This is a genomic window from Enterovibrio sp. FF113, from assembly GCF_041439165.1.
Classification (GTDB): Bacteria; Pseudomonadota; Gammaproteobacteria; order Enterobacterales; family Vibrionaceae; genus Enterovibrio; species Enterovibrio norvegicus_A.
The window spans coordinates 1,372-16,650 of sequence record NZ_JBGONO010000028.1 but is presented as its reverse complement, the minus strand read 5'-3'; the positions used below and the strand labels follow the sequence as shown (position 1 = coordinate 16,650).

Below are 15,279 nucleotides of genomic sequence, written 5' to 3'. Positions count from 1 at the left end.
ACATTTTTGCTGGTCATCATTTTACATTCCATTAAAAACCTGCTTACAATTAAGTGGTATGACCTCTTACCATTTAAAAGATTGGGTTGATGGAGAAGGAGAACCTGACATGGCAACAACCCTGTACCTTACAACGTTCCTAGCAGTACTGGCGCTTTTGGCGTATCACCGCGCAGGACTGAAGATGTTCACCGCTGCAGCCGCGAGTTTGTTAATCGTTGGATCTCTAATGGGCAATATTGGCCAGCTTAGTTGGCTAGTTTTCTTTGCCGTGGCAATCCCCCTAAACGTGCGTTCTTTCCGCGAAAGTTGGTTAAGCAAACCTGCACTTAAGATGTTTAAAGGCGTGATGCCTGAAATGTCACAAACCGAAAAAGAAGCGATTGATGCAGGCACGGTATGGTGGGAAGCCGATCTTTTCCGAGGCGCCCCTGATTGGAATAAGTTACACGATATCCCAGCACCGCGTCTGAGTGCGGAAGAACGAGCCTTTCTTGATGGCCCCGTGAACGAAGTGTGCCGAATGGTGAATGACTACCAAGTGACACACGAGCTTGCTGATCTTCCTGAAGATGTTTGGCAATTCCTGAAAGATCACAAGTTCTTCGCCATGATCATTAAAAAAGAATATGGCGGCCTGGAATTCTCCGCCTATGCGCAGTCTTTAGTGCTGCAAAAGCTGACTGGCGTTTCTAGCGTACTGTCTTCAACGGTTGGCGTACCAAACAGTCTCGGTCCTGGTGAGTTGCTGCAACACTACGGTACTGGCGATCAAAAAGACTACTACCTTCCACGCTTAGCAAAAGGCCTGGAAATCCCGTGCTTTGCACTGACTAGCCCAGAAGCAGGGTCTGACGCAGGCTCGATTCCTGATGAAGGTTTTATCACTAAAGGCATGTGGCAAGGCGAAGAAGTTCTGGGTATGTCAATTACTTGGAACAAGCGCTATATCACCCTTGCACCTGTTGCCACCGTTCTTGGTCTGGCATTTAAACTGAAAGACCCTGATAGCTTACTCGGCGACAAAGAAGATCTAGGTATTACCTGTGCGCTGATCCCGACCGATATTGACGGTGTGGAAATTGGTCGTCGCCATTTCCCACTGAATCTGCCGTTCCAAAATGGCCCAACGCGCGGTAACAACATTTTTGTCCCATTGAGCTTCATCATTGGTGGTCCTGATATGGCAGGACAAGGCTGGCGCATGCTGGTTGAATGTCTGTCAGTGGGTCGTGGCATTACGCTGCCTTCAAACTCGACAGGTGGCCTTAAATCCGTTGCATTGGCAACAGGCGCGTATGCACGTATCCGTCGTCAATTCAAATTACCTATCGGTAAAATGGAAGGGATTGAAGAGCCTTTAGCACGTATCGGCGGCAATGCTTACGTCATGGATGCAGCCAGTGCGCTAACCGTGACGGGTATTGATTTGGGTGAGAAGCCCTCCGTCATTTCGGCCATTGTGAAATACCATTGTACTCACCGCGGCCAACGTGCCGTGATTGATGCCATGGACATTGTGGGCGGAAAAGGTATCTGTTTAGGGCCAAAGAACTTCTTGGCTCGCGGCTACCAAGGCTCGCCGATTGCGATTACCGTTGAAGGTGCCAATATTCTAACGCGCTCAATGATCATCTTCGGTCAAGGCGCAATCCGCTGTCATCCTTTCGTCTTGACGGAAATGGAAGCGGCATACAATGAAAACGAACGTGAAGCACTCACTGCATTTGACCAAGCTTTGTTTGGCCATGTGGGCTTTGTGATCAGCAATCTAGTTCGTTCAGTATGGTTAGGCCTGACTGACGGTCGTACCTCGAAAGCACCACGTAAAGACGAAACGGCTCGTTACTATCAGCAAATGAACCGCTATGCGTCAAACCTCGCGCTTCTAGCCGATATTTCGATGGCAGTGCTGGGCGGAAACCTCAAGCGTAAAGAGCGCCTTTCTGCACGCCTTGGAGATGTGTTGAGTCAGCTTTACATGGCATCGTCTACCATGAAGCGTTATGCCGATGAAGGCTACCAAAAAGCCGACCTTCCTTTGGTTCATTGGGGTATGCAAGACGCTCTGTACCAAACCGAAGAAGCGCTCATCGAGTTTCTAGCAAACTTCCCAAGCCGTTGGATAGCTGCACCACTGCGTGTCTTGTTGTTCCCATTTGGTACACGTCGCACCAAACCAAGTGACAAGCTCGATGGCAAAGTTGCTCAAATCCTGCAAACACCATGCGACACACGAAGCCGTATCGGTCGTGGTCAGTTCCTTGAGGCCTCAGAGCACAATCCCGTCGGTAAGATTGAGAAAGCGCTCCTCGATATCTTGGCGGCCGAACCTGTTTACAAAAAGGTCTGTGACGCAACCGGTAAAAAACTACCGTTCATGTTCTTGGATAAAGTGGCGGATGTGGGTTTGAGTGAAGGTGTTATCACTGAAAAAGAAGCTGATATTCTGCGCATCGCAGAAGAAGGTCGATTGGAAACCATCAACGTCGATGATTTTGAGTCTGATGAACTTGCAGCGGCAAGCAAAGCATTAGATAAAGTGACTCACGCGGCATAACCGGCCACACAAGCAAAAACCAAAAAGGAGAAGCCTCGCTTCTCCTTTTTTGTCTCCCCTCAACGTGTCGTATCTGTAGTTAACCGTTGTCGCTAGCTGTGTGACTAACGCAGAGCACCCACCGTACTACGCTGCTTTGTCAGGCTCTTCAGGTGGCGGCGCTTCTAACTCTTCTTCCGTTTCGGCGGCTAGCTTCTTGGCTTTAATCTTACGAATGATGAACCACGTCAATATCGCCAGTATCAACAGCAAAATATTGCCGCCAATGATGGTGATCATCGCCATCTTGCGGTCTTCTTCACGCTGTATGGCTTGGCGTTTTTCTTCTTCGATACGCGCACGCTCAGCCTCACGCTCTTCGCGCTCAAGCTTCGCCTGCTCTATCGCTTCATAATCCGCTACCGCAAAAGTCTGCTCTGGTAAATGGAAGACAAGAGGACGCCCTGATAATTTGTCCGTTCCGTAAAGCCAAGCAAACCATTTGTGTCGTCCAGGTTCGCCAAAGTTATCTATCTCAACATTCAGCGCGGTGTATTCTTCACCGGATACACCCTGATAAACCGAAAGTTTACCGTTGGTATCCGTAAATTCAGCGTGCGCTGCGATGGTGCCAGTTTCAATGCTGGCGCTGTCAGATTCCACCAGCAAATGATGTGGCAGGGCTTTTTTACGACTTTGCGTAAAAGTAGCCATCAGCGGCGTTGGGTAAACCAGCACTTCCTGTTCAAGGGTGCGGAAGAACACGCCGTTGCCCGATGTCACCCGAGCACGGTATTTCCCTGGAGGCGCGTTAACGGGCAATTCAACAGTGAAAATGCCATCACCCGCAGTTTCATCAAGTCCTGATCCGTCATCCACAAATAGCCCAAGAGACATTTCCTGAGGACGTTGGTCAACCGGAATGTCATCAACGCTTTCTATGTATTCAGTAAAGGTGACCGTCAACTCAACACGATCAAGGAAATCCCGCAGATTTAGGGGTTCATTTGCTTGCATCAGACGGGCAGTAAATTTGAGGGTTTCTCCCTGATAGAGCCGACTAGGGAAAGTGTCTACTTTCATGCTGAGTTCGGAAAGTATGCGGATCTTGTTCTCGGGCGTGACTTTTCCAATGGCCTGCCAAGGGCCGGGCATCGGATTAAGAACAGACACAATATCCATATCTGATTCTTGATGCCAAGAGACACTGTCTGGGTGTCTCCACGCATATAACTTAGTGCCATCAGGCTGAACCAGCACAACAGGTTGGCTTGGATTCTGCCGATAGATAACAAAGGCGACCTGAGTGATGGTGGAGTCGATCCGAAAACGGTTGTTGAGCAAACGAATATCACGATCAGATGTCTGTTCCGCTGCGACGTTAAATACCGTCAACAGCGCAAGCAGCACGCCAATCCACCCAGTTTTCATACCTTCTCCTGTCACCGCCAGAGACAACTACCGTTTTTCGCAATAACGTCTAGCTGCGCTTCATGTTCTTTTAGTTCATCGGCAGATGCATGGATGATCTTTAGCTTTTTCGTACCGGCTTCGACACGACGAATGGATTCGCCATTGGCATCTTGATCATTTGAGTCTCTTCCACTGAATGCCAAGGTTGTCTGGCCGCCTGTCATCAGCAAATAAACGTCAGCAAGGATCTCAGCATCCAACAATGCGCCGTGCAGCGTTCGGTGTGAGTTGTCTATGCCATAACGATCACAAAGCACATCAAGGTTATTGCGTTTCCCAGGGAAGATTTTCCTTGCCATGGCAAGGGTATCCGTGACCTTACAGTAGTCCGTGGTTTTGCCAATTTTGGGGTTTAATGTCTGGAATTCATTGTCCATAAAGCTGACATCAAAGGGCGCATTGTGTGCTACCAATTCGGCGCCTTTAATGAACTCAAGAAAGTCTTGATGGATCTTTGCATAGTCAGGTTTATCAACCAAAAATTCATCAGTAATACCGTGGACAGAAATTGCCTCAGGATCTATTTGACGATCGGGTTTGATGTAGACGTGGAAATGTCTCCCCGTTAACTTACGGTTAACGATTTCCACGGCGCCAATTTCAATGATTTTGTGCCCTTCATAAACAGGGCCACCTTCACGGTTCATACCCGTGGTTTCTGTATCGAGAACGATTATTCTGTCGTAACTGGCTTTCATGACGTCACTTGTGTCAGACTTATTGATTAATTTAAGTAGATACTAACAAATATGGTCAAGCAGGTAGAAATTTTCACGGATGGTTCTTGTCTCGGTAATCCGGGCCCGGGTGGTTATGGGGTCGTTTTACGCTACAAACAGCACGAAAAAGAACTAAGCGAAGGCTTTGACCTGACCACCAATAACCGCATGGAGTTGCTCGCTGCCATCGTGGGGCTAGCCAGTCTGAAAGAGCACTGCACGGTGGTACTCACCACCGACAGCCAATACGTTCGTCAGGGCATTACACAATGGATACATAACTGGAAAAAGCGCGGATGGAAAACAGCCGATAAAAAACCAGTGAAAAATGCTGACCTTTGGCAGAAATTGGACTTGGAAGCACAACGTCATACGATTGATTGGCAATGGGTGAAAGGCCATACTGGGCACCCAGAAAATGAACGTTGTGATGAACTAGCAAGAACGGGGGCAGAGAACCCAACAGGCCCGGACACAGGCTATCAACCTAGCGAATAGCGTCTTACGCGCCGCCAGTTCGGTAATTGATACCCACTGGCGATAGTTGCTTCTTTAGTTTCAACTTTGCTTTTATCAGTTTTAAAGGGTAAGTGCGTTTTCGTGCCACGATGAAATACAGCGACCCCATCGCTGGCAACAACCCAGAGCATGCATTTTCAAACCAAACCCCGCAAGTACGATGCTTTGTAACCGGAATAAGCCCGAAACAGGACATTTCGACCAACTCATAATTCAGCAGCCCTAACCAATCTCGCACTCGAAGCGGAGAAAACATTCGCCCATTCCACGGCAGTTGATTCTTCCGCCACGGTATTATGCGGCCGATCCCCATCAAACTGCTAGGATTCACTCCCGATATGACTAAATAGCCATCATCTATCATTACCCTATCGATTTCGCGCAGAAGCCGGTGGGGATCATCCGAATAATCGAGTTGATTGGCGAGAATGCAAACATCGAAAGCTTTATCAACAAACGGCAATTCGTAACTTTCAGATTCAACATTTCGCAGAGGATTTAACTTATCAATGCAGACCTGATGATGAATGTTACAATGCCCACTGGTTAATTCGATGCTTAAGCCACCCAGTTTGAGCATGTGATAGCCGAAGAAGCGAGGGAGCCATTCATCCAGCCGTGTCTGTATGTGTGAGCACGCCCACTCGCCATGAGCGAATTGATCCCATGTATAAGGGTATTCCAGTGGACGTTGACTGCGTGCTGGTTTCATAGTGTATTTGAGTTATAGCTGGAGAGTTTAAATGCTATCTGTATCAAGCATACCCGCATTAAATGACAATTACATCTGGCTGATAAAAAATGATGACAATCATTGTGTTGTTGTCGACCCAGGAGATGCCACGCCCGTTTTTGCGTTCTTAGAGAACCACGGCCTTATCTTAGACGCAATATTGATTACCCACCACCATGACGATCATGTTGGTGGTGTGCCTGAGCTCACATCGCATTACCCGAACACCACGGTTTATGGCCCAGCGACCGCTCGCTTCCCTCAAGTTACTCACCCCCTGAAGGACAAATCAACATTTACCCTTTTCGGTAGTGAGTTCGTTGTGCGCGAAGTGCCAGGGCATACCCTTGATCATATTGTCTATTATTCTGAGGATATGCTGTTTTGCGGTGACACTCTCTTTTCAGGCGGTTGTGGCCGATTGTTCGAGGGCAGCCCGGCTCAGATGCACAAGTCGTTATCACTCCTGTCGTCTCTGCCTGACGATACATTGGTGTTCTGCGCGCACGAATACACACAATCAAACCTAAAATTTGCTCAAGCCGTTGAACCCAGCAATACTGCGCTTAAGGATTATTCTTTGAGCGTTGATGTGTTGAGATCTAACAACAAGATCACGTTGCCATCAACGATTGGAAAAGAAAAAAATATCAATCCATTTTTGCGCGTTGACCAAGCCTCAATAAAATCGGCAGTTCAACATCGTGCAACGGATAGCTCAGAAACAGAAACGTTTGCAGCGCTCAGACGCTGGAAAGATGAATTTTGACGCAAGTCACTTGTAAGCAGCATTGAAGGCCGATTACTATCATCGGCCAATTTTTGAAAGGTTAGGTTATTAATGAAGTTCCGTTATGTATTAGTGGGATCGATGTTCCTCGCAGGATGCCAATTGACTGGGCAAGATGACGTCGCGACAACGACTAATACGCCAGAACAGCAGGAAGCGTTGCTGACCCACGAGAAAGCTGAAAACACTCAGGTTGAAGCGGTGGTCGTAACACCTGTCATCACCCCGCAAAGTCAGGAGGATGTCTGGGATCGGATTACCATGCAGTTGGAAATGCCCGTACCAGAAAACAAGCGGGTGCAATATTACCGCAACTGGTATTTGAAAAACCCTCTGCATCTACAAACAGTCGCTAAACGCGCAGAACCTTTCCTCCACCTCATCACAGAAAAAGTCGAAGAGCGCGGAATCCCGCTCGAGATTGCTTTGCTTCCAGTCGTGGAAAGCTCATTCGATCAGTTTGCATACTCACATGGTCGTGCGGCAGGTTTGTGGCAATTTGTGCCGGATACAGGTCGTCGATTTGGACTAGAGCAAAACTGGTGGTATGACGGTCGTCGAGATGTGGTCGCATCGACTGACGCAGCGTTAGATTTATTGGAATATCTTCACAAAAAATTTGATGGTGATTGGCTACACGCACTAGCGGCATACAACACCGGCGAAGGGCGAGTATTTCGCGCCATTAGAAACAATAAAGCCAAAGGCCTGCCGACTGATTTTTGGTCACTGTCGCTACCGAAAGAAACCCGAGGGTATGTTCCTAAGCTGATTGCTGTCGCTGACGTGATTAAAAACAAAGACAAATACGGCTTGTCTATAACTGAGGTTGCCAACAAACCAGTGGTTGAATTGGTAGAGCCTAACGTTCAAATGGATTTAGCCCTTGCTGCGAATTATGCGGGACTGTCTCTTTCTGAACTTCAGAGCTTAAACCCTGCATACAACCATTGGGCTACAGCGCCTGATGGTGTGACTCATCTTCTGTTGCCAAAAGAAAACATAGCTCGCTTTAATGCTCAGCTAGCAGAGAATAATAACCAAGGTATCAAAGTTACCCGTTACAAAGTTAAAAGTGGTGATTCTTTAGGTCTGGTCGCACAGCGTCACAATACAACAGTAAAATTGATACAACGTGCCAACAGCATTAAAGGAACCAGTATTCGTGTTGGACAACACCTTATAATCCCTGTCGCACTTCAAGACGAAAGCCAATACGCCCTAAGCGCACCGCAACGTCTAGCCAAAATGACCAGTAAAAAACGCGGAGATTACAAACTCACACACACCGTTGCCAGAGGTGACAGCTTTTGGACCATATCGCGTAAGCATGGTGTCTCTCATGGAGAACTCGCACGTTGGAATGGCATGAGCCCGAAAGATCCATTACGTATCGGCCAAGACCTGGTGGTTTGGAAGAAAGGGGAAGATGGAGCACGTATCCGCACTATTTTTTACAAAATCCGCGAAGGTGATTCATTGAGCAGTATTGCTTCACGCTATGGCGTGTCAGTGACGGACCTTGTTAAATGGAACGCTCTGAAAAAGAGCGCTTATATCAAGCCAGGGCAAAAACTGAAGCTGCATATCGATGTGACTAAAGTCAGCGCATAACACGTCTGGCATCTACATTGAAAAATATAAAAAACGCGTTGTATTGATACAACGCGTTTTTTATATCACATCACCATAGGGTGACGTTTCATCATTCTTATCCCTTCCCGCTTGAAACAATCGACTAACGGGTTCTCTGCCATATCGACTCGCCAAACAAACGATAATGAACGTGAAATATCGAGTTCAGGTACATTCAGCGCAACCAATTTACCGTTTTCAATGTAACGTTCCACATCTAGATATGGCAAGCAGGTTAAATATGAGCCATTCGCGACAAGGCTCCGAATGACGGGGACATGTTCGTATTCCCGCCAAACATCCAAGTCTGCAATGTGATTGGAAATCGCACTTTCAAACGCGGTTCGCGTGCCTGAACCATGTTCTCGCAATACCCATTTCGCTTGTTCTAATTGCGCAATACTAACGCGATCGTAACGCGAAAAAGGGTGATGAGCAGAGGCGACGATTTTCAGGTGATCTGTACACAAAGATTCTTGATGAAGGCGATTGTCATCGCATCGCCCCTCAATAATACCCAAATCATAGCGGTAATCGAGGACACCAGATATAACTGAACTGGTACTATGAACACCAAGCGAAATGCGAATTTCCGGAAAGTCATTATCAATAATACTGATAAGGTCCGGAACTAGGTGCTCTGCGGGGGTTTGACTTGCTCCTAAGCGAATTTCACCACTCAGTAAGTGCTGATCATAAAACCCCATTTCAATGTGTTGAGCATCTCTCAAAAGACGTTTGGCTTTAGGTCTCAACCAACTTCCCCAGTGCGTAAGGAGTAACCGTTTCCCCTTACGTTCAAATAATGGCCTACCAAGCATTTTTTCTAACTGTGCCAGTGACATACTGGTTGCCGACTGTGTCAGAGACAGCACTTCAGCGGCCTGACTAACACTGCCAGTATCTGCCACAGTGTCAAATACTGCTAACTGTTTGAGTGAATATCGCATCGCTTTTCTTCCCTAAAAAGAGTCACTGAAATAACCCTAAAGACATCATGTCTCCATTGTACCTACCACGGAAAAATCATCAATAAATCTGAATATAATTCAAAGAATTATCAATTGTACTTGATCAACCATTCCCCATTACGCTGATTAAGAAGCAAGGCAATCGCCAAGCTAAATCACAAGGAGAATGACATGAATACATATGGGAGGCATTGCGATGACGACGGCCTACTCTGATCACGAATTCGTTTCAGTCAAAGGTTTTTCTGCATCAGAAATGATGAATGAAGCGGAACGTTATGCGCTAAAGAAAATTAGCAAACGCAGCGGTGCCACACTCAGTTTAGCCATTCTGGCTGGTGCCTTTATCGGTCTCGCCTTTCTGTTTTACATCACAGTAACTACAGGCAATGACAGCACAAACTGGGGCGTTAATCGACTGATCGGCGGTTTCGCTTTTAGCATGGGACTGATCTTGATTGTTATTTTTGAAGGCGAGCTATTTACCAGCACAGTGCTGTCGAGTATTTCATGGGCCAATAATCAGGTAAGCATCAGCAAGCTGCTTTCAACCTGGGGAAAGGTCTACCTTGGCAATTTCTTAGGGGCAACACTCCTTGTCATCATGGTAACCGCGGCAGGCTTATACCAGCTTGATGGCGGTCAATGGGGCTTAAATGCGCTTAATATTGCCCAGCATAAACTTCACCACACTTGGCTCGAAGCCTTCACTTTAGGCGTTTTGTGTAACATTTTAGTTTGTACTGCTATTTGGCTCACTTTTTGTTCTGCCAACCCCATTGTCAAAGCTGTAATGACAATGTTGCCTGTCGCAATGTTTGTATCTAGCGGTTTTGAACACAGTATTGCCAATATGTTCATGGTGCCATTAGGCATCGTCATCGCCAATTTTTCTCCAGATACCTTTTGGCTTGGACTTGGCGCTAATGCAGCAAACTATGCTGACCTCACCTTCAACAACTTCATCATCAACAACCTGATCCCCGTTACCTTAGGCAATATTGTTGGCGGCGCCGTGCTTGTCGGTCTAGCTAACTGGGGGATCTACCGAAAACAAATGCAACAACCCGACATGCTGAGCATTAACACGCCAGTGACTATCGCTAAAGCCAGTAAGGACTCTGCCATGATTAACTCCGTGAAAGTAAAAGATCTAATGAATACAAACCCTATCGTCTTGAAAGCAAGTGACCGCACGGCTCAAGCCATTGACACCTTGCTTTCTAATGGCATAACTGGTGCGCCAGTTTGCGACAGTCAAATGCAGGTTGTAGGTTTTTTCTCAGTACATGATGCGATGGTTAATCTTTGGTGTGAGGACTATCTACCTGATGCGAAACAAGTCGTTGGCGAGTTGATGTGTGATGATGTGACGGCGTTAAATGCAGAAGAAAGCTTAGTTGACGTCGCTGAATTCTTAGTCATGGACAAAGAAAAGGTTTTCCCTGTATCTCCGATGGGTATCGCAACAAGCTTCTCCAATTTATCGCTAAAAGAGCGAGTTAAAGAGGCTAAAATAAGTAAACCGCATATTTTGCCGGTTATCACTAATGGCCGCTTAGTCGGTGTGATTTCAAGATCTGATGTGCTGCAGGCATTAAGACCACTTTATGAAAACGAGCCGTTAGTTGAAGTAGCAAAAGCCATTTAAAGACATGAAGGGCAGTAGCAATACTGCCCTTTTGTTATTGAGAAAGAAATGTCAGTGACGCTTCAATGAATGCGTGGTCAGACGCCGTTGTCTTTTTTGACAAAGATACATTAAGTTCAAGATCTCGGTAGAACAAATGATCAAGTGGATGACCAAAAACTGTCAGTCGATCGTCGCTGCTATATTGAGCCTCTTTCAGTCCAAGCTCATCAAGTTCTTTTTTAACCACATTCAGACGTTCATCGCTCCAAGTATTAAAGTCTCCAGCAATGATGAGTGAACCACTGATATCGCTCACCGCATCAACCAGCGACTGAAGCTGCTCTCGGTATTCTTCCACTCCAAAAGTAAAGTTAATACTGTGTAGGTTAATAACAGACAGAGTATTTCCATCAGACAAGGAGAATGCACTGTAAAGAGCACTTTTCGGTAAGCGCAGGTATGGCTCAACTTTGGTATAGGCGCAGACTTTTGATGGCTTCACTTCAGACAAAGTCATCACGCCAGCAATTTCACCATTGATCGCGAATGCGTATGCCTGATTACTGTGCCACCCTTCTCGCTCAATGTAGCTGAGAAGCTGAGGTTTAGATTGAGCTTCTTGAAGTAATATCAGTGAATTTTTTTTCGATAAATCCGAAAGCTCAGCCTCCCAACCATCTAATTGTTGTTTGAAGATATTCCATACCGCGATATTTAGTGGTTTGGTCACATCAATCGTTTCGGCCTCTGAATAGTCACGACAGCGAACGCTTGCCTCTCCTGATGCCAAACTCGCCTCCGCCGGTACATCAACAACCATATAGACCGTTAGAATGCCGCTGATTAATAATAATACGCCAAGGATTGCCCATCGGGATCTAAGTTGTCTCATAAAAAGCGGCACCTTATTTATTAGTTTAACATTCGATCGATCTATCTAAGAGCAAGGGTATTTCGCTCTCCCCTGATCAATATTGTCGATGAACTCATAACAGTCGTTTCAATAGCGGGACACGGCGCTCTAATTCACATGTGCAACATTCAATTGCCCCTATACTCTCTCGACTCGCACATTCAGGAGCAAAAAATGGTTAATGAATCGAAAGGCATCTATTACCGTATTTTACACCCAGCTCAAAAACCTTGGATGATTGCCTTCGTTGCAGCGATTGGCTCTTCCATTTGTATCGCCTTGCTGGCATTAATTGATGAAAGTGCGAAAGGTGATTATGTCCTAATGGCACCTTTCGGAGCAACCATGGTTCTGGTTTTTGGATTGCCCCAAAGCCCCCTAGCACAACCTCCCAATGTCATCTTAGGCCACCTAACAACAGCCATCGTCGGCGTCATTTTTGCCAATCTCTTTCCTCCTGAATTTTGGTCACTCGGGTTAGCTGTAGGTACAGGGATTTTCTTTATGATTCTGTTTAATGTCACTCATCCTCCTGCCGGCGGTAATCCGTTGCTTATCATGTTGGGTGGACACACAAGTTTCACGTTTGCGCTTTACCCTGTGCTAGCAGGTGCATGTGTCATCGTGATTGTTGCTCTGATTTATCACGGTTTTGTATCGCGATTAGAGTATGCATGGGTCAACAAACCGAAGAAGGCATAGGCTATGTACAGCAAAATACTTTACGCACTTGATCTGGACTCTAAACCCCATTTACACAAAGCTCTCGCTATTGCGGTGCAACTCAACGCGGAACTTTACGTCGGATATGCTACCTACATGGGTGAAGACTACACAGATGACGAGATTTATTTCGGCAAGGCAGATGGCGACAAGGTCGTTGATAGCAAAAAAAAAGAGCTCGAAAATAAGCTGGAAGCATTGCTATTGGGAACCGAACTATCAAAAGAGCATGTGTACGTCGTCGATGGCCCAGTTGGAAAAGCCATCGATCATTTAGCCCAAACACTGAGTGTAGAGCTTGTCCTTATTGCAAAATCTCATCACCACTTCAGCTTGTTGATAAAGCCTGACACTTTAATACGCTATACATCCCACTATGACTTGTTGAGCTTCAACTAGACGAATGAAACCTCAGCATTGTTTCAGGAACGCCCAGTGTAAGGCTTTAGTTTTGGCATGAGCAAATAGAACTGGCAGGGGTGTAGAGATTCGACCGGGCTGATGTTCCAGCTCCCAACATCGCTTTGAAAAGCGAAAAATACAAAAAAGCCCCGACATTGCTGTCGAGGCTTTCGAAAGTGGCAGGGGTGGAGAGATTCGACCGGGCTGGCGTTCCAGCTCCCAACATCGCTTTGAAAAAGCGACAAATACGAAAAAGCCCCGACATTTCTGTCGAGGCTTTCAAAAGTGGCAGGGGTGGAGAGATTCGACCGGGCTGGCGTTCCAGCTCCCAACATCGCTTTGAAAAAGCGACAAATACGAAAAAGCCCCGACATTTCTGTCGAGGCTTTCAAAAGTGGCAGGGGTGGAGAGATTCGAACTCCCAACACGCGGATTTGGAATCCGCTGCTCTGCCAATTGGAGCTACACCCCTGTAGTTGTTTTAAAGACTTAACTTTGTCTAAATAAGTGGCGGAGCGGACGGGACTCGAACCCGCGACCCCCGGCGTGACAGGCCGGTATTCTAACCAACTGAACTACCGCTCCACACGGGGATAAACACCTGAGTGTCTATCCGATACACACCGTTCAATGCGTGTATCTACACTTTTTGCCTTCATCTTTTTATTAAAGATGAAAACGAATTTGAAGCCTGGCGATGTCCTACTCTCACATGGGGAGACCCCACACTACCATCGGCGCTATTACGTTTCACTACTGAGTTCGGCATGGGATCAGGTGGGTCCATAATGCTATGGTCGCCAAGCAAATTCTGTTGTTGTATCCCGCTTGTCAGGCTTCACTCTGGCTGCATTGCCTGCCTCCTTCACTCGGTCATGTACAGTCGTACACTTCCTCGCTCAGCTCGTGGGCGGCTTTGCCAGAATAAACCCTGCCTACGCTATCGCTATGGATAACGGCAAGATACTAAATCTGGGAAAATTCTGACTAGCTATATGCTCTCAATACACATTCAACGTTCTTATCTGAGTCCGCTAAAACCCCTTGGGTGTTGTATGGTTAAGCCTCACGGGCAATTAGTACAGGTTAGCTCAATGCCTCGCAGCACTTACACACCCTGCCTATCTACGTCGTAGTCTCCAACAACCCTTTAGGACACTTATAGTGTCAGGGATGACTCATCTCGAGGCTCGCTTCGCGCTTAGATGCTTTCAGCGCTTATCAATTCCGAACTTAGCTACCGGGCAATGCCACTGGCGTGACAACCCGAACACCAGAGGTTCGTCCACTCCGGTCCTCTCGTACTAGGAGCAGCCCCTCTCAATCATCCAACGCCCACGGCAGATAGGGACCGAACTGTCTCACGACGTTCTAAACCCAGCTCGCGTACCACTTTAAATGGCGAACAGCCATACCCTTGGGACCGACTTCAGCCCCAGGATGTGATGAGCCGACATCGAGGTGCCAAACACCGCCGTCGATATGAACTCTTGGGCGGTATCAGCCTGTTATCCCCGGAGTACCTTTTATCCGTTGAGCGATGGCCCTTCCATTCAGAACCACCGGATCACTATGACCTACTTTCGTACCTGCTCGAATTGTCATTCTCGCAGTCAAGCGGGCTTATGCCATTGCACTAACCTCACGATGTCCGACCGTGATTAGCCCACCTTCGTGCTCCTCCGTTACTCTTTGGGAGGAGACCGCCCCAGTCAAACTACCCACCAGGCACTGTCCGCAACCCCGATTAGGGGCCAACGTTAGAACATCAAGCATACAAGGGTGGTATTTCAAGATTGCCTCCACACCATCTAGCGACGATGCTTCAAAGGCTCCCACCTATCCTACACATGTAGGGTCAATGTTCAGTGCCAAGCTGTAGTAAAGGTTCACGGGGTCTTTCCGTCTAGCCGCGGGTACACAGCATCTTCACTGCGATTTCAATTTCACTGAGTCTCGGGTGGAGACAGCGTGGCCATCATTACGCCATTCGTGCAGGTCGGAACTTACCCGACAAGGAATTTCGCTACCTTAGGACCGTTATAGTTACGGCCGCCGTTTACCGGGGCTTCGATCAAGAGCTTCTCCGAAGATAACCCCATCAATTAACCTTCCGGCACCGGGCAGGCGTCACACCGTATACGTCATCTTTCGATTTTGCACAGTGCTATGTTTTTAATAAACAGTTGCAGCCACCTGGTATCTGCGACTGCCTCTAGCTCCATCCGC

The 15,279-nt window shown here is 47.2% G+C and carries 12 protein-coding genes, 2 tRNA genes and 2 rRNA genes (1 of these 16 only partly in view); 7 read left to right on the top strand and 9 right to left on the bottom strand.

What is annotated here, in order from left to right; translation table 11 throughout:
* The first annotated feature begins 109 nt into the window (after positions 1-109).
* Positions 110-2,560, top strand: a complete 2,451-nt coding sequence (fadE, locus tag ACED36_RS19025; RefSeq protein WP_016960044.1) for an acyl-CoA dehydrogenase FadE — start codon at positions 110-112, stop codon at positions 2,558-2,560.
* A 126-nt stretch (positions 2,561-2,686) separates the two neighbouring features.
* On the opposite strand, the gene ACED36_RS19020 is transcribed toward fadE, so the two are convergent.
* Entirely contained in the window at positions 2,687-3,970 is a 1,284-nt protein-coding gene (locus ACED36_RS19020) for a TIGR03503 family protein (RefSeq protein WP_371733695.1), read from the bottom strand.
* An 11-nt stretch (positions 3,971-3,981) separates the two neighbouring features.
* Positions 3,982-4,710 carry a DNA polymerase III subunit epsilon gene (dnaQ, locus tag ACED36_RS19015; RefSeq protein WP_016960042.1) on the bottom strand — a complete coding sequence of 243 codons (729 nt, stop codon included), beginning with the start codon at positions 4,708-4,710 and terminating at the stop codon, positions 3,982-3,984.
* A 51-nt stretch (positions 4,711-4,761) separates the two neighbouring features.
* On the opposite strand from dnaQ, the gene rnhA reads away from it, so the two are divergent.
* Positions 4,762-5,229: a ribonuclease HI gene (gene rnhA / locus ACED36_RS19010; protein WP_016960041.1), complete on the top strand. Its 468-nt coding sequence runs from the start codon at positions 4,762-4,764 to the stop codon at positions 5,227-5,229.
* A 4-nt stretch (positions 5,230-5,233) separates the two neighbouring features.
* Here rnhA and ACED36_RS19005 read toward each other — a convergent pair whose 3' ends face one another.
* Entirely contained in the window at positions 5,234-5,962 is a 729-nt protein-coding gene (locus ACED36_RS19005; protein WP_026023991.1) for a methyltransferase domain-containing protein, read from the bottom strand.
* A 31-nt stretch (positions 5,963-5,993) separates the two neighbouring features.
* Here ACED36_RS19005 and gloB point away from each other — a divergent pair, with 31 nt between their 5' ends.
* Together gloB and ACED36_RS18995 are read left to right on the top strand one after the other, a co-directional pair.
* Positions 5,994-6,752 carry a hydroxyacylglutathione hydrolase gene (gene gloB / locus ACED36_RS19000; RefSeq protein WP_016960039.1) on the top strand — a complete coding sequence of 253 codons (759 nt, stop codon included), beginning with the start codon at positions 5,994-5,996 and terminating at the stop codon, positions 6,750-6,752.
* 72 nt (positions 6,753-6,824) lie between these two features.
* Positions 6,825-8,387: a LysM peptidoglycan-binding domain-containing protein gene (locus ACED36_RS18995; RefSeq protein WP_371733694.1), complete on the top strand. Its 1,563-nt coding sequence runs from the start codon at positions 6,825-6,827 to the stop codon at positions 8,385-8,387.
* A gap of 65 nt (positions 8,388-8,452) precedes the next feature.
* On the opposite strand, the gene ACED36_RS18990 is transcribed toward ACED36_RS18995, so the two are convergent.
* Positions 8,453-9,358, bottom strand: a complete 906-nt coding sequence (locus tag ACED36_RS18990) for a LysR substrate-binding domain-containing protein (RefSeq protein WP_016960036.1) — start codon at positions 9,356-9,358, stop codon at positions 8,453-8,455.
* A gap of 217 nt (positions 9,359-9,575) precedes the next feature.
* Here ACED36_RS18990 and focA point away from each other — a divergent pair, with 217 nt between their 5' ends.
* Positions 9,576-11,030 (top strand): formate transporter FocA, encoded by a 1,455-nt coding sequence (gene focA, locus ACED36_RS18985; protein WP_026023993.1) that lies wholly within the window; start codon positions 9,576-9,578, stop codon positions 11,028-11,030.
* A 34-nt stretch (positions 11,031-11,064) separates the two neighbouring features.
* Here focA and ACED36_RS18980 read toward each other — a convergent pair whose 3' ends face one another.
* Complete coding sequence (locus ACED36_RS18980) at positions 11,065-11,904, bottom strand: endonuclease/exonuclease/phosphatase family protein (protein ID WP_371733693.1); 840 nt, start codon at positions 11,902-11,904, stop codon at positions 11,065-11,067.
* Positions 11,905-12,099: 195 nt separating this feature from the next.
* On the opposite strand from ACED36_RS18980, the gene ACED36_RS18975 reads away from it, so the two are divergent.
* Positions 12,100-12,627 carry an HPP family protein gene (locus ACED36_RS18975; RefSeq protein ID WP_016960033.1) on the top strand — a complete coding sequence of 176 codons (528 nt, stop codon included), beginning with the start codon at positions 12,100-12,102 and terminating at the stop codon, positions 12,625-12,627.
* A 3-nt stretch (positions 12,628-12,630) separates the two neighbouring features.
* Complete coding sequence (locus tag ACED36_RS18970) at positions 12,631-13,047, top strand: universal stress protein (RefSeq protein WP_016960032.1); 417 nt, start codon at positions 12,631-12,633, stop codon at positions 13,045-13,047.
* A 398-nt stretch (positions 13,048-13,445) separates the two neighbouring features.
* Here the strand turns inward: ACED36_RS18970 and ACED36_RS18965 are convergent.
* The 4 genes from ACED36_RS18965 to ACED36_RS18950 all read right to left on the bottom strand — a co-directional run.
* A tRNA-Trp gene (locus ACED36_RS18965) sits at positions 13,446-13,522 on the bottom strand.
* Between the two features lie 36 nt (positions 13,523-13,558).
* Positions 13,559-13,635 (bottom strand) — tRNA-Asp (locus tag ACED36_RS18960).
* A gap of 104 nt (positions 13,636-13,739) precedes the next feature.
* Positions 13,740-13,855 (bottom strand): 5S ribosomal RNA (gene rrf / locus ACED36_RS18955).
* A 250-nt stretch (positions 13,856-14,105) separates the two neighbouring features.
* Positions 14,106-15,279, bottom strand: a 23S ribosomal RNA gene (locus ACED36_RS18950) (its annotated part continues 1,371 nt past the right edge of the window); the annotation flags it as partial.